The 23,762-nt window shown below is 47.7% G+C and carries 20 protein-coding genes; 6 read left to right on the top strand and 14 right to left on the bottom strand.

Annotation, left to right across the window (positions count from 1 at the left end; all coding sequences use genetic code 11):
• Nucleotides 1-44 precede the first annotated feature (44 nt).
• From BUA14_RS21965 to BUA14_RS21940, 7 genes are all read right to left on the bottom strand, one after another.
• A complete protein-coding gene (locus BUA14_RS21965) occupies nt 45-1,556 on the bottom strand; it encodes an IMP dehydrogenase (protein WP_072774565.1) in 1,512 nt (503 codons plus the stop codon).
• Nucleotides 1,557-1,644: 88 nt separating this feature from the next.
• The gene (locus BUA14_RS21960) at nt 1,645-2,076 is read right to left on the bottom strand and encodes a YaiI/YqxD family protein (protein WP_072774564.1); all 432 of its coding nucleotides are present in this window, start codon (nt 2,074-2,076) and stop codon (nt 1,645-1,647) included.
• Nucleotides 2,073-2,666: an HD domain-containing protein gene (locus tag BUA14_RS21955; protein ID WP_072774563.1), complete on the bottom strand. Its 594-nt coding sequence runs from the start codon at nt 2,664-2,666 to the stop codon at nt 2,073-2,075. The genes BUA14_RS21960 and BUA14_RS21955 overlap by 4 nt, the downstream gene beginning before the upstream one ends.
• Before the next feature lie 14 nt (nt 2,667-2,680).
• The gene (gene queC / locus BUA14_RS21950; RefSeq protein ID WP_072774562.1) at nt 2,681-3,382 is read right to left on the bottom strand and encodes a 7-cyano-7-deazaguanine synthase QueC; all 702 of its coding nucleotides are present in this window, start codon (nt 3,380-3,382) and stop codon (nt 2,681-2,683) included.
• Nucleotides 3,383-3,425: 43 nt separating this feature from the next.
• Complete coding sequence (locus BUA14_RS21945) at nt 3,426-3,938, bottom strand: VUT family protein (RefSeq protein ID WP_018211389.1); 513 nt, start codon at nt 3,936-3,938, stop codon at nt 3,426-3,428.
• A gap of 70 nt (nt 3,939-4,008) precedes the next feature.
• Nucleotides 4,009-4,161: a hypothetical protein gene (locus BUA14_RS28125; protein ID WP_178371770.1), complete on the bottom strand. Its 153-nt coding sequence runs from the start codon at nt 4,159-4,161 to the stop codon at nt 4,009-4,011.
• 28 nt (nt 4,162-4,189) lie between these two features.
• On the bottom strand, nt 4,190-6,157 hold the full coding sequence (locus BUA14_RS21940) for an ABC-F family ATP-binding cassette domain-containing protein (protein WP_072774561.1): 1,968 nt from the start codon (nt 6,155-6,157) through the stop codon (nt 4,190-4,192).
• 202 nt (nt 6,158-6,359) lie between these two features.
• Here BUA14_RS21940 and BUA14_RS21935 point away from each other — a divergent pair, with 202 nt between their 5' ends.
• Together BUA14_RS21935 and BUA14_RS21930 are read left to right on the top strand one after the other, a co-directional pair.
• A complete protein-coding gene (locus BUA14_RS21935; RefSeq protein ID WP_072774560.1) occupies nt 6,360-6,728 on the top strand; it encodes a BlaI/MecI/CopY family transcriptional regulator in 369 nt (122 codons plus the stop codon).
• Nucleotides 6,729-8,624, top strand: coding sequence for a M56 family metallopeptidase (locus BUA14_RS21930; protein ID WP_072774559.1), 1,896 nt, complete (start codon nt 6,729-6,731; stop codon nt 8,622-8,624).
• 114 nt (nt 8,625-8,738) lie between these two features.
• Here the strand turns inward: BUA14_RS21930 and BUA14_RS21925 are convergent, their stop codons facing one another.
• The 3 genes from BUA14_RS21925 to BUA14_RS21915 form a co-directional block, all read right to left on the bottom strand.
• Nucleotides 8,739-8,966 carry a tautomerase family protein gene (locus BUA14_RS21925; RefSeq protein WP_072774558.1) on the bottom strand — a complete coding sequence of 76 codons (228 nt, stop codon included), beginning with the start codon at nt 8,964-8,966 and terminating at the stop codon, nt 8,739-8,741.
• Between the two features lie 62 nt (nt 8,967-9,028).
• Nucleotides 9,029-11,302 carry a M56 family metallopeptidase gene (locus tag BUA14_RS21920; RefSeq protein WP_242954727.1) on the bottom strand — a complete coding sequence of 758 codons (2,274 nt, stop codon included), beginning with the start codon at nt 11,300-11,302 and terminating at the stop codon, nt 9,029-9,031.
• Nucleotides 11,283-11,681: a BlaI/MecI/CopY family transcriptional regulator gene (locus tag BUA14_RS21915; protein WP_072774557.1), complete on the bottom strand. Its 399-nt coding sequence runs from the start codon at nt 11,679-11,681 to the stop codon at nt 11,283-11,285. The genes BUA14_RS21920 and BUA14_RS21915 overlap by 20 nt, the downstream gene beginning before the upstream one ends.
• Nucleotides 11,682-12,303: 622 nt before the next feature.
• Here BUA14_RS21915 and pepT point away from each other — a divergent pair.
• Nucleotides 12,304-13,536 (top strand): peptidase T, encoded by a 1,233-nt coding sequence (gene pepT / locus BUA14_RS21910; protein ID WP_072774556.1) that lies wholly within the window; start codon nt 12,304-12,306, stop codon nt 13,534-13,536.
• Between the two features lie 155 nt (nt 13,537-13,691).
• Here the strand turns inward: pepT and BUA14_RS21905 are convergent, their stop codons facing one another.
• Nucleotides 13,692-14,477 carry a hypothetical protein gene (locus tag BUA14_RS21905; protein WP_072774555.1) on the bottom strand — a complete coding sequence of 262 codons (786 nt, stop codon included), beginning with the start codon at nt 14,475-14,477 and terminating at the stop codon, nt 13,692-13,694.
• A gap of 226 nt (nt 14,478-14,703) precedes the next feature.
• On the opposite strand from BUA14_RS21905, the gene BUA14_RS29015 reads away from it, so the two are divergent.
• Nucleotides 14,704-14,826 carry a putative holin-like toxin gene (locus tag BUA14_RS29015; protein WP_427846700.1) on the top strand — a complete coding sequence of 41 codons (123 nt, stop codon included), beginning with the start codon at nt 14,704-14,706 and terminating at the stop codon, nt 14,824-14,826.
• 97 nt (nt 14,827-14,923) lie between these two features.
• Here BUA14_RS29015 and BUA14_RS21900 read toward each other — a convergent pair whose 3' ends face one another.
• Nucleotides 14,924-16,102, bottom strand: coding sequence for an MFS transporter (locus BUA14_RS21900; RefSeq protein ID WP_072774554.1), 1,179 nt, complete (start codon nt 16,100-16,102; stop codon nt 14,924-14,926).
• A gap of 174 nt (nt 16,103-16,276) precedes the next feature.
• On the opposite strand from BUA14_RS21900, the gene BUA14_RS21895 reads away from it, so the two are divergent.
• The gene (locus BUA14_RS21895) at nt 16,277-16,516 is read left to right on the top strand and encodes a TIGR03905 family TSCPD domain-containing protein (protein WP_072774553.1); all 240 of its coding nucleotides are present in this window, start codon (nt 16,277-16,279) and stop codon (nt 16,514-16,516) included.
• Nucleotides 16,517-16,596: 80 nt separating this feature from the next.
• Here BUA14_RS21895 and BUA14_RS21890 read toward each other — a convergent pair whose 3' ends face one another.
• Nucleotides 16,597-19,533: an FAD-binding and (Fe-S)-binding domain-containing protein gene (locus BUA14_RS21890; RefSeq protein WP_072774552.1), complete on the bottom strand. Its 2,937-nt coding sequence runs from the start codon at nt 19,531-19,533 to the stop codon at nt 16,597-16,599.
• Between the two features lie 268 nt (nt 19,534-19,801).
• On the opposite strand from BUA14_RS21890, the gene BUA14_RS21885 reads away from it, so the two are divergent.
• Nucleotides 19,802-21,646, top strand: a complete 1,845-nt coding sequence (locus BUA14_RS21885) for an MASE3 domain-containing protein (RefSeq protein WP_072774551.1) — start codon at nt 19,802-19,804, stop codon at nt 21,644-21,646.
• 91 nt (nt 21,647-21,737) lie between these two features.
• Here BUA14_RS21885 and htpG read toward each other — a convergent pair whose 3' ends face one another.
• The gene (gene htpG / locus BUA14_RS21880) at nt 21,738-23,582 is read right to left on the bottom strand and encodes a molecular chaperone HtpG (protein WP_072774550.1); all 1,845 of its coding nucleotides are present in this window, start codon (nt 23,580-23,582) and stop codon (nt 21,738-21,740) included.
• Nucleotides 23,583-23,762 lie beyond the last annotated feature (180 nt).

Below are 23,762 nucleotides of genomic sequence, written 5' to 3'. Positions count from 1 at the left end.
TCGGATGATCAGCCATCCGAAGTTCGTTGCCGCAATAATCAAGCTTATTTCATATATTCCACCATATTATTATCTTTGAGCACCACATCATGGGATCCGCCTTCCACAATGCTGGTCGCCGAAACCAGAGTAATTCTCGCTTTTTCCTGCAAATCAGGGATTGCCAGAACACCGCAGTTGCACATAGTGGAGCGAACCTTATTTAAAGAGAGGGTTACATTGTCCTTTAAGCTGCCGGCATAAGGTACATAAGAATCGACACCTTCCTCAAAGGAAAGTTTTTTGTCTCCGCCCATGTCGTAACGCTCCCAGTTTCTGGCCCGGTTAGAGCCTTCACCCCAGTATTCCTTCATATAGCTGCCATTGATATTGACTTTATTGGTCGGGCTTTCATCAAAGCGGGCAAAGTACCGTCCCAACATAATGAAGTCGGCCCCCATGGCCAGAGCTAACGTCATATGATAATCATAGACAATTCCGCCATCGGAGCAGATCGGGACATAGATCCCCGTCTCCGCAAAATACTCATCCCGGGCTTTGGCCACTTCAATCACAGCTGTGGCTTGCCCGCGGCCAATTCCTTTTTGCTCCCGGGTAATACAAATAGAACCGCCGCCAATGCCTACTTTAACGAAATCAGCCCCAGCCTTGGCCAGGAAGAGGAAGCCCTCCCGATCCACCACATTGCCGGCACCCACTTTGACCTGATCGCCGTAATGCTCACGTACCCAGTCGATGGTTATTTTCTGCCATTCTGTAAAGCCTTCCGAGGAATCAATACACAAAACATCCGCTCCGGCATTGACTAAAGCAGGAATGCGTTCAGCATAATCCCGGGTATTGATACCGGCTCCTACCACATAGCGTTTGGAGGTATCCAAAAGCTCATTTTCATTCTCTTTGTTGGAATCATAGTCTTTGCGGAAAACCATGGTTTTCAAACGCTGGTCTTTGTCGATAAGAGGCAAAGAGTTCAATTTGTGTTCCCAAATAATATCATTGGCTTCTTTAAGGGTGGTCTTTTCATCAGCACAAATAAGATCCTCGAATTTGGTCATAAATTCCCCGACCTTGGTATCGGTGGACATCCGGCTCACCCGGTAATCACGGCTGGTTACAAGACCTACTAATTTGCCATCGGCTGTGCCGTCATCGGTAACAGCAACCGTTGAATGGCCTGTTTTTTCTTTTAAAGCTAAAATATCTGCCAAAGTATCCTCCGGCTTCACATTGGAATCGCTGATGACAAAGCCGGCCTTATGGTTCTTTACCCGGGATACCATTTGGGCTTGATTTTCTATGGTCTGGGAGCCATAAATAAAGGCAATCCCTCCCTCTTTAGCCAAGGCAATAGCCATTTTATCATCGGAGACGGATTGCATGATAGCCGAGACAAGGGGAATATTCATGATGATGGAGGATTGTTCCCCTTTTTTGAACTTAACTACCGGTGTTTTCAAACTTACATTGGCAGCTATACAAGCGGTGGAGGAATATCCTGGGACCAAGAGGTATTCTCCAAAAGTCCGTGAAGGTTCGTCAAAAAATAATGCCATTTCTATCACTCCTGATTCGTAAAACTTTTATCTTTTATCTTATCATTATCTACTGAATAAAAACAAGTATTTTTTCAAAAAAGTATCATTATCCCTGCAGCAACCTGAGCAGTATTTCTTCAAAAACCTGGTCTTCAACCGGGGTTCGTTTGCTGGGACCTTTGGTTCTTCCTCCCGAACGGCGGTATTTGGCCTTTAGCTCTCTTTCTTCCAATAAATTAGCTATTGATTCAGGACGGTATTCCTTACCGGCTGGACTCAAGGCTCTGGCTCCTTTGCCCAATACCATGGCAGCCAGACCGATATCCTGGGTCACGATAATATCCCCCGCCTCACTCAGATTCACTACTTTAAGATCCGCTTCCTGAGGAGCGTTGCCAACGACAATATGATGATCCGAGGTAATCTCGTGGTTAAAACTAGCTACTGTCCACACGGGGATACCATATTGACGACCCTTTTTCAGGCAGATCTGAAGAACAGCTTTCGGGCAGGCATCAGCATCGATCAAAATCTTCATGGTTTGAGCATTCCTCTTTCGATTGACCTCTGAATCAATCTTTCGATATATTCGTAGAGTTGGGGGACTCTTTCTTTGGCTATCTCAGTGCGCTTTAATACTTTTTCGCTGGTGATTCCAGGTCTTTGCCAAGTATGACCTTCTGTATTGTAATTAAGCAGCAAAGGTTGGAAACGATCCAAAGTCGCCGCAAAAGCCGCTTCCTTGGTCTCCATCTCTTCAAACTCCTGCCAAAGGCTCATCATCCTTTGGGTCTGATCCTCGGGAAGCATATTAAATAAGCGGTCTGCCGCCTCCTGCTCTCTTTCTGCCTTATCTTCATACCCTTTCTCATCATAACAATACGTATCTCCGGCATAAATTTCCACCAGGTCATGGATCAGCACCATGCTGATCACTTTAGCAATATCGATGGTTTGATCCTCGGCATATTCGGAGAGAATCATCGCCATCACCGCTAAATGCCATGAATGCTCTGCATCATTCTCCTGGCGCCTGCTGCCGGTGGTAATGCTCTGCCGGGTTATATCCTTTAAGGCGTCAATGGCTACTATGAAATCCAGCTGCTTTTCCATTCTTTCGCTGATCAATGTTATACATCTCCTCAATCTTCCAGGGGCGTTGAAAAACAAGACCTGTCCCCTTGATTCACATAGGTTATGGGGTCCTTGATACCTGCTTCAGCAAATCCCTTGAGTCTTAAGGTACAGCTGTCACAGGTTCCGCAGGCCTTTTCGCCGCCGCGGTAACAGCTTGTGGTCTCATGCAGGGGAGCGCCATTCTCCGCAGCCAATTGGATGGTTTCCGCTTTGGAAAGATAAATCAGCGGCGCTTTGATTTCAATGGTTTGGCCGCTCACGCCTGCTTTCGTTCCTACATCCACAACCTTCTGGAAAGCCTGCAAAAACTCCGGCCGGCAATCAGGATAGCCGCTGTAATCCACGGAACTGATACCGATAAAGATGGCCTCCGCTCCGATAGCCTCTCCATAACCTAAAGCATAGCTTAAGAAAAGAATATTGCGGGCGGGAACGTAGGTCACGGGTATTTGGCCATCCTCTGCGTAATCCGGAACCTGAATGGAGGAATCCGTTAAGGCACTGCCTCCTACATTATCGATCTTAATGATCCGATGCTCTTTGGCTTTATAGTATTGGGCAACCGCTTTTGCTGCCTCCAATTCCCGTTGATGCCTTTGACCGTAATCAAAGGATAAAGGATATAGCTCATACCCGGCCTTATGGGCAACACTCATACAGGTCGTGCTGTCCAAGCCGCCTGAGAGCAATACGACAGCCTTTTTCATGACGAAACTCCTTCTCTTCTTATAATTCAAGTGGCTTTTAAGGTCAGGTGGTCTTTAAGCCGTCATCCAATTTTGGCCTGTCCTTTCTGAACAGAATCAATGACCAAATGTAACCACCGAAAACCTTGGCAAAAAATTGTCCAAATACAGCATAGGGAATAAACATCCCGAAGGCCAAGGTCGGAAAAGCGATGGAATCCACCGCCGCAGAGACAATATTGGAACTGTTGACCTTGACAAAGCGGGGATGCTTCCTTAAGGCCTGGTAAACGGCAGTGTCCGTAATACCGGTAAGCAAAAAGGCGATAAACGAGGCCACGGCTATGGGCCCGGCATTGCGATTGATAAACCAGGACAATAAAGCACCGGTTCCTACCAACAGCAGCATTTTCGGCCAGAGATGCTTGCGGCTCCATTGCTCATGGAGCTTATCCCGGGCGACCAAGTCAAAAGCAATAAGCAAAAATGCATTAATCGGTGTTGAGATCGGGCCAAAATAAGTTACCGATAAATTAGCTGCTACATTGGCCGCCAAATATGCTAATACAATGAGCATAATTCCCACTCCTCCGTTTTTCTATCAAACTATTATAAACCCTATGTCAAGCCACGGGCAATATCAAGGTCTACTTATCAAAAAGTCCGCCTTTTTTATGACTCTTGATCCCGCCGCGAGCTTGCCCTAACTTAGCAGCGGCCTTATTGGGCCCGCCTTGCTGGGCACTTTTTTTCTTTTTCTCTTCAATGATCTTTTTCATTAGCTCTATATTTTTATCCATTGTTAAATACCTCCGGTTTTTCTGCTTATTACTCTTGGGGAGATTTACGACCTGCGATCTCCTCGGCAAGCTCACTGAGATAGGTCCAGCGCTCCAGAGATTCTTCCAGCTGTTTCTCCAAGTCATCTTTTGTTTTCAGCAATTCGTTCAATTTGCCGTAATTGCTTCCCGCTTCCGCCATGCCTTGATTCACTTGTTCCAATTGACCCTCAAGACCGGCAATTCGGTCTTCAATCTGTTCATACTCCCGCTGCTCTTTATAGCTCATTTTCAAGAGGCGTTCTTTTGGCTTGGCCTGATTCCCAGTCTCCTCAACCTCACCCGGCTTCGAGCTTTGGCCGCTTAGCTTCTGCGCCTTGGCAAGAGTTTCTCTGGAGAACTGCTCCTCTGCAATCCGCCTGGCCAGATGCTCCCTGTAGTCTGTATAGTTCCCTATGGAGGAATGGATTCTTCCTTGACCCTCAAAGGCCAGAATCTGCTCCACCACCCTATCCAGGAAAAAGCGGTCATGGGATACTGTAATCACCACTCCGGGAAAATTCTCCAGATAATCTTCGAGAATACTAAGGGTTTGTATATCCAGATCATTGGTCGGCTCATCCAGCAGCAGCACATTAGGAGAACTCATCAAGACCTGCAACAGATAAAGTCTCCGTTTCTCTCCTCCGGAGAGCTTTTCCACGGGAGTCCATTGCTGGGCCGGAGTGAAAAGGAAGCGCTCCAGCATTTGTGAGGCTGTCAGAACTCCTCCATCAGAAGTTGGAATCACTTCCGCCACGGCTTTAATCACATCGATCACTTTGGTCTGTGGTTCAAACTCCCGGTATTCCTGGGCAAAGTACCCCAGCTTTACTGTGGGCCCCCATTCGATCTCCCCGGCATCAGCCTCAATCCGCCCAGCCAAAATATTCAATAGGGTGGACTTGCCGCTGCCGTTGGGGCCAATGATCCCAATTCGATCGTATTTAGCCAGAATGATACTGAAATCAGCAATAACCATCCCTGAGCCGGGGTATGATTTACGCAGATGAGAACACTGGATAACTTTTTTCCCCAACCTGGCTGCTCCGGTCGACACGTTTACCTTCCCGGTCTTCTCTTCAGGCTGATCCGCTTGGAGCTGTTCAAACCGATCAATGCGCGCTTTTTGCTTGGTGGTGCGGGCTTGGGCTCCCCGGCGCATCCAGGCCAGTTCATTGCGCAGGATATTTTGCCGCTTTCTTTCTGAAGCCTCTTCCTGCTCATCACGCTCCGCCTTTAATTCTAGAAAACGGCTGTAATTCCCCGGATATGCATAAAGTTTTCCCCGATCCAATTCAAAAATTCGATTCGCCACCCGATCTAGAAAATAGCGATCATGAGTGACCATCAAAAGAGCACCCTTAAGCTTATGCAAATAATTCTCCAACCAATCCACCATCTCATTATCGATATGGTTGGTAGGTTCATCCAGAATCAACACATTGGATGGCTGAATCAGCGCACCGGCTAAGGCCACCCGTTTACGCTGTCCTCCGGACAGAGTCCCGATGGGAATATCAAACTGGGTTATCCCCAGCTTAGTGAGAACGGCTTTAGCCTCACTCTCGATTTGCCAGGCATTGTGGCTGTCCATCTTCTGCCCCAGCTGGAGCAGGGTATTTTGATAACTTTCGCTGTTGGGATCTTGATTCAGCCGTTCCAAGGCCGTTTCATAGTCCCTGAGCAGCTTCATGAGCGGGGAATTGCCTTTAAAGACCTGCTGCAATACCGTAGCCTCTGGATCGAAGTCCGGCTCTTGGGGAAGATATTCCAACTGCAGCTCGTTATTGGTCGTGATTTGCCCTTGCTCCGGCTGCTCCAAGCCGGCCAGAATCTTCAGCAAGGTGGATTTCCCTGTCCCGTTGACCCCGATCAACCCAATTTTTTGACCTTCCTCTATCCCTAAAGAAATATCCTGGAACAAAGGCTTAATTCCATAACTCTTGCTTAGGGATTCAGCAGTTAACAGATTCATTTTAATTCCCCTTAAACCTTAATTAATCTCCATAACACAACAGGCCCATTGGCCATGTTTTATGCACATTAATCTTTAGTATATCATTTCTGCGGGCTTCAGTGAACTGTCAATCCATTAACTGAGATTGTCATTGACAAATTCGTTTTACAATTGTAGAATTTAATTAATTCGACAATTGTAAAATAAGGAGTGAGGGACAATGACGAGCCCGCAGAAGCTTCCCGATAGTGAGCTGGAAATCATGATGCTGATATGGGACGCGGAGGAAAAAGTCACCTCCGACTATCTCATGCAGCGCCTGGCCAAGGCCTGGCAAAAAACGACCGTGCTTAATTTTTTGAACCGTCTTTGTGAGCGCGGCTTCTTAACGTTCCATAAGGAGGGGCGTTTAAATATTTACGAACCTCTGGTGGAAAAAGAGGATTATTTGCGGAACGAAAGCCGGACGTTCCTGCGCAAAATGCACCGCGATTCGCTGGCCAGCCTGGTAGCGTCCCTTTATGACGGGCGGAGCGTTTCCAAAGAAGATCTGGCGGAGCTGAAACGGTTTATCGAGGAGGCGGAGTAGATGGCGGCGGATATTTTTACGGTTTCCCTGACCGCGTCGGCCGGCATTGCCGTACTGCTCTTCATTTCGCCGTTCATCCATAAAAGGTACGGCGCCCGCTGGTGCTGTCTGGCATGGCTGATCCTGGCGCTTCGCCTGCTGATCCCCATCAGCTTTGAATTGCCGGACGCGCCTTTGCATATCCCGGCGCCGTCCAGCCATACCGTCATGCTGAAGCAGGGCGGAAGCCCAGGCCTGATGCTTACAGACGGCTCTCCGGAACAAAGCAGTTCAGCCGACGGGTCCCCAGGGTCAGCCGTCACCGGAACTGAGCCCGCCTCCGAACCGGCCTCCGTTTCCGCCGGATACATCCCTTTTATCACATTGGAGAACCTGCTGTTTGGTATCTGGGCGCTGGGAGCGGCGGTTTTCTTCCTGTTTCATATCTGCGGCTACCTGATCTTCCGGAGAAGTATCAGACCGTACTGCCGGGCGGCTGCCTCAACGGAGCTGGACGCTGTTTTAAAGCAGCTGAAGCTCAAAGGCCGGCCGGGGCTTTTCCGCTGCTCGAACATAACCGGCCCCATGCTGACGGGTTTTTTCCGGCCGGCGGTTTTATTGCCTGACCTGGATTATACCCAGGAGGAGCTTTCCGTTATTTTAAGGCATGAGCTTACCCACTACCGGCGGGGCGATATCTGGTATAAGCTGCTTTTGCTCGCGGCCAATTCTCTGCACTGGTTCAACCCTCTCGTCTATGTCATGCGCCGGGCGGCCTGCCGGGATCTGGAATATGCCTGCGACGACCTCGTGGTCAAAAACAGCAGCCTGGAGGTAAGAAAACACTATTCGTTCATCATCCTCAAATCGATGCAGAATGAACAGGCACCGGTGCTTACCACCGGCTTCAGTGGAAGCGGTAATGACGCCAAAAAAAGATTCGCCAATATCCTGAACCGCAGCAGCAGGAAGAACGGGATATGGGTCCTGGCTTCTATTCTGGTCCTGACAGGGGTCGGCAGCACACTGGTGGCCTGCGGCAACGGACAGGCCGGTGCGACCGGCGATAACCGGGAAAGCCCCATCGCCGGGCAGGAAACCGCCCTGCCTCAGCCGGACAGCAAGGCGGAGACGCTGTATTCCTATAAAGGGACCGATACAGGCGACAATTCCAAGATAGGCGCAATCATCCAAGCGCTTGACTATACGGGTTTGCAGGTAAAATCCTTTGAACGGCAGACGAACAGCGGGCATTACGTCATTACGGTGAACTACCTGATCGACAGTCGCGTCGATTACCGTTCTTACGCTTACGCAGACATCCATACCGCCCTGAAAAAAAACGCGGCCGTGATGTTCAGCCTGATCCCCAATGCCGGTGATATTTCATTCCGGCTTTACGATCCGTATGGTACCTTTGCCGGGTCTTACTACAGCCGGGAGCATCTGAGCGAACAGCCCGGCCTGGAATATTTCACGGATGATAAAGTGAAAGCGGCAACGGACAGCCTGGAATCCTTTACCGCTTACCTGGACAAAGTGGCGGCTCTGCAAAACACAGAAGATGTTTATAGCGAGGAGCAAAAGGAAACCGTGGAGAGAGAGGAGCAGATCTATACCGTGATCGGCGACGACCGCGAGATCAGCGTCAACAGCGGGGTGGGCTTCACAGTGGAGATAACGGATGAGTTCGCCGCCAATCCTCCCCTCAAAGAGCTGGAAGGGCAAAAAGGGGCATTGGCGCAGCACACCGGTCAGAAACTGAACTTTCTGATCTACGATATCCGTAATTATAAAACCGACGACACTACATTTTATCTCTTCGCTTTTGACGGAGCGGAAATGGTCGTTGACGCGGACCTGAAAACCTCCGCCGCCTGGCAAAAGGCCGTTCAGATATTACGAGGGCTGGAGTAGTGTCCCACTTTTCAGGTATTAGCCGGAGATCCTGGAAACTATGAAAAAAACAGACCGACTCCCTTGATTGGGAATCGGTCTGCTCTACAGAACAGCCTTTTTAAATGAAATTGGCTAAGTCAAAGATTTTACACTTTTAGAAGGAATGTACAAATCTTTGTCTTCATATTTTTGCTGAATTGTCTCAACAAAGCTGTCCGGTTCAATCTCTGCAATTGACACTGAAATGGCCTCGGCGGGAAAGTTCAGTTCACTTACCATAAAATCTTTCAGCTTGTTGGCAATCTCCTGCTTGGTATCACTATCCCGTCCGGGATAAAGACTGACTGCGATATGGGGCATAATATATCCTCCTTTGTCAAATTACCGATAGTTAATGAAAACAGCATTTGCACTTTTCTCAATTAAGGCATCACCACAAAGCCGGTGGGAATAGGCCGTTCGCCAAAAATATTCCTTACCTTATTCAAGACCCTGCCATCATAAACCATCTCCACCATGGAGCCGCCATTCAGATTAACCGCTTCCACAGCACCATACTCTAAAAAGACATTTGCCATATCTCTTAGAGTTGCCCCGATACTCCAGTCAGGATCACGTCCATCGATCACCAGCAAAATAAGGGTCCCGTCCGCACGCTGGCCGATTCCGGTACGAGGGGCTATCCCCCAGCCGCCGTCCCCGGAGAGAGAGAGTTCCCCCTCTCTGACTAAAGGCGTCCCCATATTGTATAAGGGTGGGGAAAAACCTACCCCCTCCTGGATATTCTTTTCTTTAATCTCGGCAGCCTTCATAGTTCCAATGATCAGTTTGCCCTCGGCATCAAGCCCCACAAAATCAACTGCTTCATCCCCGGTAGTGTTATACACAACTTCCCCGTTCTGCACCGTAATTCCGTAGGGAATGGCTCCATTGCCCTCCCCATTGGGATCGTAGACTCCTCCGGCGTTGATACCGGCAATGGCACCTGAACGATTCACCATATCTGAGAGTTTCTCCCCGGCCGTTCCGATTTCCTGAGTAACGGCTGCTTTAACCCGCTTGGGATCGCTGATGAGCATGGCTTTTCCTTTGAAAAATTTAACATTGCCGGCATCCTTAACTTCAATATCTTCAATGATGATGCCGGGGCTGTCATAAACAAGGGTTCCCCCTTCAATATGCGTTCTGACTTGGGTTGCCGCCCCGGTGGCGAAGGAAAAGTCCATCAGCTCCTGCAACTTTTCAGGGCTTTCGGCATAATTTCTGACATCCTCACCGACCGTATAATCCGCCCATTCACGACCATTGATAAAGCCTACTTCACGCTGGCCATCGGTTAATGTGGCGCGAACACCTTCCGCATTATCAACCAGGGCCAGCAGGATCAGGGCATTTTGGCGAAAAGGATTGGCTTGTCTGGTTTCCTCCGTATCATACTGCTTAAGTACCTCAGAAGAAACTGAGTAAACAATTTCAATGTCATAAGGCTGTTCACCGGTATGCAGCTTAAAGTGATCATATCGCAAACCTTCCGGTACAGGCAACAAACCAATCAGTCGGCCCACTGCGGAGTTATCACCCAGATAGTTTGTACGATCTTTCCAGAGGGCTTCCGCAGAGCTAATCTCCCCTGTTGCCGGTTCACTATCGGCTCCGCTAAAGGTACCCGCTATGGCGACTACGGCGATCAGCAGCACCCCAATCACGGTGGTCCTCAGCATGCGCGGCTGCTGAGCGATCCGTTTGATGCGCTCTGTTATTTCTCTTTTACCCCCTGTTATGGTGGTGGCGCAGTAGAATACATCCCCAGGCTTTGGAGACACGGTCATCATTTCGATGAGGGTTTTACCGTAAGCCAGGCGGTTTTCTTCACCCAGCTGGCGAAGGGTCCCCTCATCACAGGCCAGCTCACTGTCTTGGCGGGATAGTACCACAGCAAGCCATACCAAGGGATTAAACCAATGAATACAAAGACATAAAGCGCGCACCAAGGACCAAATGTGGTCACCCTGCCGGTAATGAGTCAGCTCATGGGCAATCACATGGGTCACTCTCTGTTCACCAGCGAGACTGGCAGGGGTCAGATAAATGGAAGGCTTCCCCAGCCCATACAAACAGGGAGAGGGCAGACCCTCAGCAACGTAGACAGGCAGCGGGCAAGAGGTACTATGTATTTGCTGCCGGCTTAGCCTGAGCCTTCGGTTCAAACGAATATTGGCCGTGAGGAAAATCCCGATGCTAACCAGAATTCCGCCCAACCAAAAATAAGTTGCCATGGTTGTGTAGTTTGTCTTATGGGCTGCAGCTGGGGTGGTGGCAGTATTGGCGGTATTGCTATTTTGAACTGTCTGAATTCCCGCCGGCGCCGGCCCATTAGCGGAATTAGCCAAAGGATCAGGGATAGCAGAAAGATCAGCCGGGGTATGCGGTGCAAATGGGGCAGGCGGGGTAGAAGGATCAGGTATAGTGGTGGGAACAACCGTAACCCAATCACCGGACTGCCTGGGCAAAGCGTTCAGCACACTGATCGGGCTTTCAAACAGGGAAAAAGGCAGAAGCAGCCGAAGTGCCACAATCGTCCACAGAGCATATTGCAGACGGGAGGAAATCCGGCCACGCAGCAACCGCCGCAACACAATAACCATGAGAATCAAAAGGGAAGAATTGATGATCACTTCAATCATTGTTGCCATCATTTTTATCCTCCGCTTCCTGTAAAATGGTGTACAGTTCATTGATTTCCTCTTTGGTCAGCTGCTTTTTCCGCACCAAGGTGCTCATCATCATACTTGCCGAGCCTGCAAAGGCCCGTTCAAGCAAAGAACGCGCTTCCGCCACCGCAACATCATCCCGGGCTACATTGGGGTAGTACTGCTTGGCCCGCCCTGCCACTTCAAAGCGAATGACCCCTTTATCCGTCATGCGTTCCAGCATAGTCTGTACTGTACTGCGGCTCCAGCCCGGATCATCCTTTAATTCATGACAGAGCTGCACATAGGTGCGGGGCGCCAGCTCCCACAGCTTCTCCATGATATGCCATTCACTTTTGCCAAGGGTATTATTTGGCGTTACCATCACGACCCTCCTCTCTCATTGCACGACTATTGTCGTTCTTAAAAACAAGATAACGCTTTACACGACAAATGTCAAGTAATTAGGCAAAAATGACACACTCTGAGAAATCCCCTTTATATTTTTTTGTCTTGGGGTTATAATAAAAGTAGAAAAAGCTGAGATACTTTAATATCTCAGTCGTTGTGCAACTTAGCCCGCAGATGCGGCCAGATGGATTGACCAAATAGCCTTTAACCTTGCTCAGGGGGGCTATTTTTTAGTTATCTTAAATAGCTTACTTGAGTATTTCAAGGACAAATGTTGGCATCACGGGATTTTCACGCGAAATTACCATTTGGGGTCTGTTGACAAAAGCGCAAATGCTTGTCAGCCCATACTAAGGTGACCGTAAGCTTAAAATCCGGTGATCTTAACTTTTACTAAGCTAGCTGCCTGAATTTCAAAAGCGGCGAATTTTCATCTTCACCCCTATAATCCCTGGAAATCAAGGGGTATCCCCCTCCGACCCGCCATCAGAAAACTTTACTCCAAAAAAGCTAAGCATATACACCTTAAACAAAGCTGACCACTTCCTATATTCTTATATTTAATATCCCTAATCAACAAACAAGGAGGCTTAACCATGTCCAGTGTCATCGAACGTTTTCTTAGCTATGTGGCCATCGACACCCAATCCAGTGAAGATTCCCAAACCACTCCCAGCACCGCTAAACAGTTGAATTTAGCTCAGCTGCTTGAACAAGAACTTAAGGAACTTGGCTTGCCGGATGTTCACATCCAAGAGGGCTATGTTTACGGAACCTTGCCTGCCCATTCGGCTAAGGCGATCCCCGCCATCGGCTTGATCGCCCATATGGACACCAGTCCTGATTTTTCAGGAGCCCATGTCAGAGCACAGTTGGTCGAGAATTATGACGGTAAGGACATCCTCCTTAATCCGGAACAAAATCTGGTCCTCTCCCCTGCGGACTTCCCGGAATTGCTGGATTACATAGGAAAAACCCTGATCACTACCGATGGCACCACCCTCTTGGGAGCAGATGATAAGGCCGGCATCGCCGAAATCATGACCGCCATTGCCTATCTGACTGCACATCCGGAGATGGAGCATGGGAAAATCTGTGTGGCCTTTACCCCCGATGAAGAGATCGGCCGGGGCGCCGATCATTTTGATGTGGCAGGCTTTGGGGCAGAGTTTGCCTATACCGTGGACGGCGGGCCCATCGGCGAGCTGGAATACGAGAACTTTAATGCCGCCAAAGCCATCGTGAAAGTAAAAGGAAGAAATGTTCATCCCGGCAATGCCAAGAACAAAATGATTAACTCCATTCTTTTAGCCAATGAATACATCGCCAAGCTCCCACCCCAAGAAACACCAGCCGCCACGGAGGGTTATGAGGGCTTTTATCATCTCAATGATATTCGGGGGGATGTGGAGGAGACCACCCTTTATTATATTATCCGGGATTTTGATGAAACCTCCTTTGCCAAGCGTAAAGAGACCATGCTCAATTTAGCGGAGGAGCTCAACCAGAAACACGGAACGGGACGCTTCCAGGTTGAGATTACAGAGCAATACAAAAACATGAAAGAAAAAATCCAACCGGTGATGCATATTGTGGATAAAGCTCAGAAAGCCATGGAGGCTGTCGGGGTCAAACCGCTTATCAAGCCTATACGCGGAGGTACCGACGGGGCACGCTTATCCTTTATGGGCCTGCCTACCCCTAATCTATTCACCGGCGGGCATAATTACCATGGCCGCTATGAATTCATTCCCACCTTCGCTATGGAAAAATCCGTCGAGGTTATCCTCAAGATTATTGAACTCTATGCCGAAGAACCTTCTCATTAAAGGCACTTCTTGCGAGATTAGCATTTAAGCAACCGCAGTTCAACACAGCCTCAGACATAAAACCGCGTGAAATCATTTCGATCTTACGCGGTTTTTTCTTCAACTTAAAGCTATTGTTTTGCTCATTCTATTAAGCCAAAAGTTTAAAAGCACTCCTATATCTGTGGAAATAAGAGCTCGACAATCTGAATAAATTCTTCCAGCTTGCCGCAATCATTGACCAAATATACCGGAAGCCCGATAAAGCGAAAGGGTAAGTTTTTATGGACAAAATCATAAAGAGAGGGCACCTCGTGCGCACTTCTCTGACCTTTAAGCTGATTTTCCAGAAGACCGTAGAGTTCTTGATAATGCTTAGCATTCAGATTATGGGCTTGAATATATCCTTCCCTTTGCCGTGCATACACGGATTGTATATAGTCCTTCTGCTGATCAGTCCAGTGTGGGTGTGCCCTTAAGACAAAAGCATTGGCCAGGGTTTCTTCAAGACAATCCTGGGTGCCCCAGGTCTGACTATAGATCTTTCTTTTATAAGCTGGGTAAAGACCCTCATTATTCCTTCCTACATCATCCAGCAAAATACAGTAGCGCTCAATGAGATAATGGAAGGACACATGAGTGAGAACAGAATCCAAAGCCAGGGTATGAGCCTCTCTTAAGGTCATAGCGGTCTGTTTGAGAATACTTAAGAGGTACATCCCAAACATTTCCGCATAAAGGTAGAGGCCAAAGTTTTCTGAATTAAAATGATAAGGCCGGTAAGTTCCCACCATATCAAAATTCTCACAGCGCCTTTCATTAAAGTAAAGCTCATACTCCCGCAAATTTAATTTAAGTTGATTGAACGATCCTGAATTATAGGAAATCGCTTTGCCTTTCGCCAGATATAAATCCAGGCCCTGGATGATCGGATAAACTTCTTCTCTAACATACTCCCCCACTGCGCCACCTCATTTCTATGGGCAATTCGTGTTGCGAGCTTGTCTCCCTAAATCCATATGACTCACTCTCCCCTTTTAGCACCAGTGGTTAAGAAGTATGTTAAATATCGCCTCTTTTCGGGCATAAGAAAAAGCACCCCCGGAGAGTGCTTGTATTGCTATAATTAATTTTGCAACGGAAAAGGCTTGCAGAGCGGTCGGCATTCCTCCGAAGGGAGGTGATGCCATGGAAGTATATGAGGCTTTAACACTAATGATCTCCTTTGGATCATTAGTTGCTTTATTACCTACCTCCGATATAGGAAACTTGCTTCAGGTGAAGTTTCAACTTCATCTGAAGTTTAGTTGACTTATCCACTCCGTGGACAAACGGAAATAGACCGCCTCTGCATATTGAGCAAAAACATCACTATTTGCTGCTATTTTTCATCACTCGATGGTGCAGCCTAAGCTGAAGTGCCGGCCTCACCCGCTTTGCGATCCTGAATCTTGGCGCCAAAGAAAATCAGGCACAAAACCAGGGTGGCCGCCCCAATGACATAGGGGGTATTCATGGATAATCCATAGATACCGCCTCCCACCAGAGGACCGGCAATTCGGCCTAGGCTGCCAAAGGATTGAAATACACCGAGTGAAGCTCCCTGCCCGGTATGGCTGTTCTTGCTCACCAGACTGGAACCGGTGGGAACCATAAAGGAGTTTCCGATCATAAATATCACCGTCCCCAGAACCAGCAGGACGGCATTAGGTGCCCAGAGCAGCCAGAGAAAAGCCAGCGCGCAAAGCAGTGCTCCCAGCTTGGCAGGTTTAGCATCCCCAAAGCGCCTGACCAGCTTGCCAATCAGCATTCCCTGAACGATCACACCGGTAATGCCAATAATCATAAAAACGATGCCCATTTCTTGGGGCCCGAATCCCACCCGCTCGGCTGCAAACAAGGTAAAGGTGCTTTCAAACATAGCCATCGTAAAGCTGAGAACGAAATTGAAAATAAACAATGGAAATAAAGGATCCCGAATCACCCCAAGATTAAGGCGTACTCTTGGTTTAAGTTCCCGGTTGGGTTCTTTGAGGGTTTCGGGCAGCAGCTTCCAGGCAAAGGGCAGAACAAGCAAAGCCAACGTCCCTGCAAAGTAAAAAGGCAAGGTGAAACTGTAATGTCCCAGGAAACCGCCTATGACCGGTCCGAAAACCATTCCCAATCCCATGGCGGCTCCGAGCATCCCCATACTCTTGGAGCGCTCCGTCCCTTCCGTTATATCGGCCATATAAGCCATTGCGGTAGGCAAAGTGGCCGAAGAGACTATTCCCGACAGCGCCCGAAAAGCGATGAGAAGGGGTAGATTTCCGGCCATTCCATAGAGGAAAAAGGTAATCCCATAACCACTAAGTCCAATTAATAGAACAGGCCGTCTGCCGATGCGGTCCGACAGCCTTCCCCAAAAAGGGGCAAAGAAGAACTGCATAATAGAATAAGCAGACATAAATAACCCCAGAGAGAAGGCTCCTCCGCCCAGTTCCCCAATCAAAAAAGGAAGGATGGGAATGACTACCCCAAAGCCCACCATAACCAGGAACTGGATGATGACCAAAATAACCATCGGCCGAAGATATTGCTTTTGCATGAGTACACTCCCATCATACTGCTGCTAAAACCGCTAAGACCATTACCTTATATAGGGTTTTTGTTTCTGTTCAAATATCCATTGAATCATTATAATAGATGTTGAAGTATAAATCACCTAACAGAATTAAAAATCACAGAAATTTCTTGGAAAATTTCATGGAAAGGACAGATTATGAGTACTTATAGAACAAAAGGTGTTTGCGCAAGCCATATTCATTTTGAGATAAAGGAAAACAAACTATACGACGTTGAATTCGTCAATGGATGTCCCGGCAATCTGCAGGCTTTAGCGGTCCTTGTGGAAGGAATGCCGGTGGACGACGTGGTAGAGCGTCTCAAAGGTATCCGCTGCGGCCATAAAACCACATCCTGTGCCGATCAGCTTGTCAAAGCCCTGGAATCAAGCAAGTAAGAAAACCCCGCCCAGTCATCAGAATATGACCGGGCGGGGTTTTCTGCTTGCGCAAATAGTGAGTCAATGGCGCAGAGTTTTTACCTTAAGGGACTGGAGCAGCGCTCCACCAGATAGATTAAGGATTGGTAGCTGATGCCACTGTGAGCGGATAAACCAATCTCACAAGTCCGGCTGTTGGAATATCCTCCGGCGCAATTATCCGGTAGGGCTGCATTAAGCCCCGCCAGTGCGGCATCGTTTAATTCCGGGTAAGTAAACCCTTTATCTCCGGCAAAACCGCAGCAATGAACATCATCGGGAATAATTACTTTTTCAGCGCAAGCCTCGGCAAGGGCTTTGAACTTTTCGCTCAGGCGCATTTTAACTGAGCTGCAGGTAACGTGCACAGCAATGGTTTCCCGTGCTTTCTTGATCTTTAAGCGATGGAGCAAAAAGTCATGGGCAAATTCTACGGATTCATGAAGCTCGATGCCTGATGTGAAGGCCCTTTTCATACGGTAAAGGCAAGGGCTGGTATCGCAAACGATGGGATATTTGCCGTTCTCACTGGCCTGGAGCAGAACTTTTTCTAATTCCGCGCTTTTTTCATCGGCGATATCAAAAAATCCTTTGCTCTCCCAAGGCATGCCGCAGCAAAGCTTATCCAACCCCGGCGGAATAATCACTTCATAACCTGCTTTAGCAAGCAGAGAGCACATCACTTCATTGAGAGGTCTTTGATCCTTGTCCTTACGAGCCGGTCCCATGGAGCGGCTGATGCAGCTGGGGAAATACACGACTTTCAGGACTTCACCCCCTTGAGCCGAGGCAAAGGGTGGCCGGGGCTTGACCTTGCCCCTTCCTTTACTGGGCATCCATTCATTCCATAAGGGAATCTTGCTCTGAGATACATCGCGGGCTGTTTTGGCCATGCCGCCTAAGATGCGTGTGCCCAAAAAGCCATGGACTCCATCTACAGCACCTAAGCCAAAGCGCATGATGCCGGTTACCCCGTTCATATTCTTGGCCAGGGCCCTTGCTACCTTGCGGGTTGCCGGTGTAATAGCCTGAGAGCGTAAGTATTTGGTGTTATCCCCTGTATTAATGTTAAGAGGGCATGACGTGGCACATAGTCCATCGGTAGCACAGGTGGCATTGCCGGCATAATCATAATCTCTGAGCAAGCGCATTAAGCGTTTCGGATCCCTGCCGGTTCGCTTCAAGTCGGAGATCTCCCGTTGCAGGATAATGCGCATCCGGGGCGTGGTAGTGAGATGCTTGGAAGGACAGATATCCTGGCAGAATCCGCAGTTGGTGCAGCGATCAATGGTATCATGAGAGGCCGGCATGGCCTTCAAATTCTCCAGGTAAACATTCTTATTGTCATTAATAATAACACCGGGGTTTAAGAGATTATGGGGGTCAAATGCCGATTTAATCCGCCTCATCAGCACATAAGCCTTGCTTCCCCACTCCAGCTCCACAAAGGGGGCCATGTTGCGGCCTGTACCATGCTCAGCCTTCAGGGAGCCATTGTATTTCTTCACGACAAATTCATTGACCTCATTCATTAATCCCTCATAGCGAGCGATCTCTTCGTCACTGTCAAACTTAGGTGTGAAGATAAAGTGCCAGTTGCCGTCCAGAGCATGGCCATAGATAATCGCATCTGTATAGCCGAATTTATTGAGACTATCCCGCAGATCGGCAGTAGCTTCGGCTAAGCGCTCCAAAGGAAAGGCCACATCTTCAATCAGAACCGCCGTACCCTGGGCACGCACACCTCCTACTGCGGGGAAGATATCTTTACGAATCTTCCAATAGGTTTCATATTCTGATTTCACTGAAGTAAAGCTGATCGGGAATATGGTCGGTATATCCGTCAGGACAGCAGTGGCGTTTTTAATCCGTTGCTCCAGTTCCTCAGGATTGGCTCCCCGGACTTCGACTAAGAGTGCTGTTGCCGTATCGGAGAGAGTCTTCAGATAATCCGGCATGCCGGGAGCATCTTCCACAGAGCGCAGGGAAGGCCTATCCATCATCTCAGCCGCTGCCATCAAATCCCGATCCAGTTTCATAACGGCGCGGCAGGCATGATCCATATCCGGATACATAATCAAGGCTGAAGCTTTATGGTCATAGTCCACAACGGTCTTGTAAGTAATTTCGGAGATAAAACCCAAGGTTCCTTCCGAGCCGATTAGAATATGTTTGATGATTTCGATGGGATCCTGAAAATCAACAAAGGCATTGATGCTGTATCCCGTGGTATTTTTAATCTTATACTTCTTTTTGATCATGGCCACCAGATCAGGATCGGCATTAAGCTCGTCACGTATCTCTTCGATCTGCCGAATCAGCTCTCCCTTGCGTTCCTTGAAATAGTGCCGCGACGAGGAATCCCCTGTATCCAACACCGTTCCATCATCGAAGATAATCCGCATTTCATCCACAGTCTTGTAGCTGTTATCCGATGTGCCGCAGCACATACCGCTGGCATTATTGGCTGCGATGCCGCCGATCATGCAGTGATCGATAGATGCGGGATCCGGGCCGATCTTGCGTTTATAGGAGCGCAGATAGCGGTTGGCTTCCACGCCGAGAATCCCCGGTTCCAAGCTGATCTTTTTGCCATGGTCATGAATTTTATAGTGCCGCCAGGAGCCTTGCAGCACCAAAAGCACAGAATCCGTAAGAGCTTGTCCGGAAAGGCTGGTGCCTGCTGTGCGGAAAGTGACCGGTATCTTCGTCCGCTGAGATAAACGCAGAATCTCCCCCATCTCTGCATCATTAAGAACTCGAATCACGATTTTGGGAATGAGGCGGTAAAAACTCGCATCAATGCCATAACCTAAAGTATAGAGAGGATCGATAAAAATCCGCTGATAAGGTACGAATTGAGATACCTCCCGGTAAAAATCCTGATATTCTTGAGGAAGCTCTTTCAGATCCTCTTCCTTCTGTTTCAGATTACGGGGATCACTGGGGTTTACATAGTAATTCAGGGGCCGCGTTCCGCTTTGCCAATGGGTCATGACTTCACGTCCTTTCTTACAGTTAGGTTAGTGTTTACAGAATCTTGGTTCAAGATTCTATTCCGACTTAATTTATTAAATTTCGTTAGATTTAATCATTCTCCTTTTAAGAAAGTTGCCTTTTTAGATTTTTCCTAAATAAATGGCAAAATGACAGGATAATTGGCATTCCTAGCGAAATACATTAAGAATATTTACAATTTTTATAATACAAAGGGCTTATTGAACATTTTCTTCAGCAAAATATACAGAATTGGAGGTTTGTCTTTTGTTTTTGTGGAAAACCCTGAAACATCACTGCATAGCAGCAATGGGGCTGCTTTATTTCACCAGTAGATTAGTTTACACTGACATTCATTGGGTTATCCCCGCCCCTTATTTCCTTTTTCTTCATACCCTTCTCGAGTTCTTCAGCATTATTGTATCCTTTACTGTCGCCTTGCAATGCTTAGCTTCTTATCCCTATACTAAATCGGACCGCAAGTACTTGCTGGGCATCATCTTTATTGCGGTTGGCCTCTTTGATTTAATGCATGTCCTGACTTATCAAGGCCTGCTTCTCAACTCCACAGGGGCAAGGTCAACCTATTTTTGTTTAATTGCCCGACTGACCGAAGCAGGCGGTCTTTTGCTTTACATATTAAATTGGTCTCCTCAAAAAAGAGTTTCTATGGTTTTCGGCTTTGCCTTTTTAATGTTCAATTTAGTCGTTATTATGAAATGGGGACCTTCCTTCCCCCCTGTGCTGACTCCTGACGGCGGGTTAACTTCGCTTAAAATAGTTATTGAGTATCTGGCCTGCGGTTTGAATCTTATCACATTTTTCATAGTAATGCGTAAATCGGGCACAGAAAGCGCCGATCCCCTCTTCAATCTCGCCAATGCCCTGCTTTTGCTGATCATTTCTGAACTATTCTTTACAATATACAACCATATCTACGACATCGACAATCTGGTAGGGCATATCTTTAAATTCCTGGCTTATATTTTTATTCTCAAAAACATACTGATCAAAAACCTCCACGAACCTTTTAAAAAAATCGAATCAGCTTTTAATTATTTTAATAATATCTTTCAATTTGCACCGGTTGGCCTCTCTATCATTAGAAAATCAGATAATCAATTTTTAGAAATAAATCACTGTTTTGCCAATTATTTGGGATTCTTGAGCAAGGACGTAATCGGCAAAACTCCTCTCGAAGTAGGGTTCTCTACAGCAGATTGGGCGAAGATCCTCGACTATGCCCAAAACAACGAATCTCACTCGGGGGAAACAGCACTTGGCAATTTAGAAATCTCTCTGGAGAGGGAAGGCAGTGAAATTGGCATTGCGGCGATTTCTGCCGAAACCATCCAGCTGGGCCATGAGGAATGCATCTTAATGTCGCTTACGGATATTAAGGAGTTGAAAAGCTTGCATACGGAGATGATCCGGCTGGACCGCCTTAACCTGGTGGGTCAGATGGCTGCCGGTATCGCCCACGAAATCAGGAATCCCATGACCACAGTCCGGGGATATCTTCAGCTCATGGGGGAAAAAACTCAGGATATGGGGCAAAAATCAACCCTCCATTTCATGATTGAGGAGCTGGATCGGGCCAACACGATCATTAAAGAATTTCTTACTCTGGCCAAGAGCCATAAACCCAATTACCAAATCTTTAATCTCAATACATTGCTGCAAAACCTGCATCCCCTGATTGAGGCTGATTCTTTCACCCAAAACAAACAAATCCGTTTTACCCCCGGGGATATTCCCGATATCGAGATCAGCCCCAAAGACATTACCCAAATGGTCTTAAACTTGTGCAGAAATGGCCTTGAAGCTATGTCTGAAGGGGGATGCCTGACGATCCAAACTTATCAAAAAAACCATACTGTGGTTTTAGTCATTAGAGATGAGGGCCATGGCATACCCAAAGAATTATTGGAAAAACTCGGCACCCCATTCTTTACCACAAAGGAAAGCGGAACAGGCTTGGGGCTATCTATATGTTATAAAATAGCGAAATCCCATAACGCCAGGATCGATGTCCTTTCCAGCTCTGAGGGCACCCAATTTCTGATTAGTTTTCCTTTACAGTCCATGCTCATCTCTGCCAATGAGTACTAGCCAAGCCCATAAGGATGAAGAAGCGCAGCAATCTTGTCACTGCTGCGCTTCCTTGTGCCTTTTGTTGAGTTATCTTAAGATTATCTCCGGACTATCTTAAGGCTTTCTCAAGTATCTCATTTAAGCGGCTGACCATGCTCCGGGGATCGACGATGATTCCCGCGGCAATCTGGGCATTGGCAAAAAGCTGCTCAGCGGCCAGAGGAGCAAAGGAATCCTCCTGCTTTCTTAAATCATTGAGACGCTGGATCAGAACATGCTTGGGATTGATCTCCAGAATTCCGGCAGGAACATCCTGCAGATCCCTGTTCATCATCTGCATCATCCGCTGCATGCTGTGAGTGCCGTAATGGCTGAGGATGATGGCCGGACTGTCCACCAAGCGCTTGGATTCACGGACTTCCGTCACTTTCTCCCCCAGCACTTCCTTAAGCCAGTCATTGAATTCTTTGAGCTCCTCTTCTGATAAAAGCTTTTCCTCTGCCGAGGCCGAATCCTCATCAGCAAGGTTAAGGTCCCCATGATCAGCGGACAGCAAACGCTTGCCGTCATATTCCCTGATCATATCGAAGACATAGTCGTCGATGCCATCATAGGTATAGATGACTTCATAGTCTTTATTTTTAAAGACCTCTAAATAAGGCCCCTCTTCGATAATCTGCCGGGTCGGACCATTGATAAAATAGATCGCTTCTTGTCCTTCCTTCATCCGGCCGACATAATCTCCTAAGGAGATCAGCTCCCCTTCTCCGGTTTTCGAGGACTCAAAGCGCAGCAGCTTCAGGATCTCCTGACGATGGGTAAAGTCGTTGGCTGCCCCTTCCTTAAGAAAAATACTGAACTCATTCCAGAACTCCTTAAAGATCTCCGGTTCGTTCTTCGCTTGATCATCCAGGAATTTCAGGAAGCGGCTGGTCACCACCTTATTCAGTTTAGCTATCAAAGCGCTGTCCTGCATGGTTTCACGGGAAATATTCAAGGGAAGCTCTTCGCTGTCCACCACACCCCGGGCAAAACGCAGCCACTCCGGCACAATGTCTTTAGCCTTTTCCTGAATGAGGACTTTTTTGCAATAGAGGTTGACCCCGGCCTCCATCCGTCCAAAGCCGAATTTCTCCATATTGGATTTAGGAACGAACAGCAATGCATTGAGGTTAATGGGAGCATCCGAGGAAAAATGCATGCGCATTAAAGGCTCGTCATAGGCATTGGCGATATACTTATAAAACTCTTTGTACTCCTCTTCAGAGATCTCATTCTTATTCTTCGTCCATAAGGCTTGAACCGTGTTGATCTTTTCCTCACCGACATAGACGGGATAAGGCACGAAGCTGGAGTACTGCTTAATAATGCGCTTCACGGTAGCGGCCTGAGCAAAGGAATGAGCATCTTCTTTCAGGTGAAGGATAATGCTGGTTCCCCGGGGCAGATCCATTTCTTCGGAAATGCTGTAGCTGCCTCTTCCGTCGGATTCCCAGCGGTAGCCCTGGGCATCAGGTTCATAGGATCGGCTGGTAAGGGACACCTTATCCGCCACCATGAAAGCCGAATAGAAACCGACCCCAAACTGACCAATCAGATTGACATCCTTCTTATTCCCCGCTTCGGCCAAACGCTGCACGAAAGCTTTAGAGCCGGAATGGGCGATGGTCCCTATATTCTCAATCAAATCCTCCTTGGTCATGCCAATACCGGCATCGGCAATAGTTAAGGTCTTGGCGTTTTCATCGGGAGTAATGCGAATTTCCAAGGGAAGCTCTCGATCCTTGACGTCTTGTCCGGATAATTGCATATACCTTACTTTTTCTGAAGCATCAGCAGCATTGGAAATCAATTCACGCAGAAAAATCTCCCGATCTGTATAAAGGGAATTAATGACAATATCGAGCAGCTGCCTGATCTCTGTCTGGAACTCTTTTGTTTCAATCTGACTCATTGTTTTAAACCCTCCATATTAATCCAATAGGTTACATTAAATATTTTAATCAAATTTGGTCAGAGGTCAAGCCTTTGTCAACAACTGCTTTTAAAAACCAGCTATTGGAAAGAAAATTTGGCTTCACTATGCTAAAATAAAGAAAGTCTCACGTTATGACTATTTCACACCATTGGGAGG

This window comes from Desulfitobacterium chlororespirans DSM 11544 (assembly GCF_900143285.1).
Taxonomy (GTDB): Bacteria; Bacillota; Desulfitobacteriia; order Desulfitobacteriales; family Desulfitobacteriaceae; genus Desulfitobacterium; species Desulfitobacterium chlororespirans.
Note: the sequence above shows the minus strand (reverse complement) of the source record. Positions and strands in the feature narration are given on the sequence as shown.

What these genes read in the sequence shown, in the direction of transcription:
- BUA14_RS21930 (WP_072774559.1), top strand. Translation starts at nt 6,729, where the DNA reads ATGGCGGCGGATATTTTTACGGTTTCCCTGACCGCGTCGGCCGGCATT.
- BUA14_RS21920 (WP_242954727.1), bottom strand. Translation starts at nt 11,302, where the DNA reads ATGATGGCAACAATGATTGAAGTGATCATCAATTCTTCCCTTTTGATT.
- BUA14_RS21965 (WP_072774565.1), bottom strand. Translation starts at nt 1,556, where the DNA reads ATGGCATTATTTTTTGACGAACCTTCACGGACTTTTGGAGAATACCTC.
- BUA14_RS21960 (WP_072774564.1), bottom strand. Translation starts at nt 2,076, where the DNA reads ATGAAGATTTTGATCGATGCTGATGCCTGCCCGAAAGCTGTTCTTCAG.
- queC (WP_072774562.1), bottom strand. Translation starts at nt 3,382, where the DNA reads ATGAAAAAGGCTGTCGTATTGCTCTCAGGCGGCTTGGACAGCACGACC.
- BUA14_RS21895 (WP_072774553.1), top strand. Translation starts at nt 16,277, where the DNA reads ATGAGTACTTATAGAACAAAAGGTGTTTGCGCAAGCCATATTCATTTT.
- BUA14_RS21890 (WP_072774552.1), bottom strand. Translation starts at nt 19,533, where the DNA reads ATGACCCATTGGCAAAGCGGAACGCGGCCCCTGAATTACTATGTAAAC.
- BUA14_RS29015 (WP_427846700.1), top strand. Translation starts at nt 14,704, where the DNA reads ATGGAAGTATATGAGGCTTTAACACTAATGATCTCCTTTGGATCATTA.
- htpG (WP_072774550.1), bottom strand. Translation starts at nt 23,582, where the DNA reads ATGAGTCAGATTGAAACAAAAGAGTTCCAGACAGAGATCAGGCAGCTG.
- pepT (WP_072774556.1), top strand. Translation starts at nt 12,304, where the DNA reads ATGTCCAGTGTCATCGAACGTTTTCTTAGCTATGTGGCCATCGACACC.
- BUA14_RS28125 (WP_178371770.1), bottom strand. Translation starts at nt 4,161, where the DNA reads ATGGATAAAAATATAGAGCTAATGAAAAAGATCATTGAAGAGAAAAAG.
- BUA14_RS21925 (WP_072774558.1), bottom strand. Translation starts at nt 8,966, where the DNA reads ATGCCCCATATCGCAGTCAGTCTTTATCCCGGACGGGATAGTGATACC.
- BUA14_RS21915 (WP_072774557.1), bottom strand. Translation starts at nt 11,681, where the DNA reads ATGGTAACGCCAAATAATACCCTTGGCAAAAGTGAATGGCATATCATG.
- BUA14_RS21935 (WP_072774560.1), top strand. Translation starts at nt 6,360, where the DNA reads ATGACGAGCCCGCAGAAGCTTCCCGATAGTGAGCTGGAAATCATGATG.
- BUA14_RS21900 (WP_072774554.1), bottom strand. Translation starts at nt 16,102, where the DNA reads ATGCAAAAGCAATATCTTCGGCCGATGGTTATTTTGGTCATCATCCAG.
- BUA14_RS21940 (WP_072774561.1), bottom strand. Translation starts at nt 6,157, where the DNA reads ATGAATCTGTTAACTGCTGAATCCCTAAGCAAGAGTTATGGAATTAAG.
- BUA14_RS21945 (WP_018211389.1), bottom strand. Translation starts at nt 3,938, where the DNA reads ATGCTCATTGTATTAGCATATTTGGCGGCCAATGTAGCAGCTAATTTA.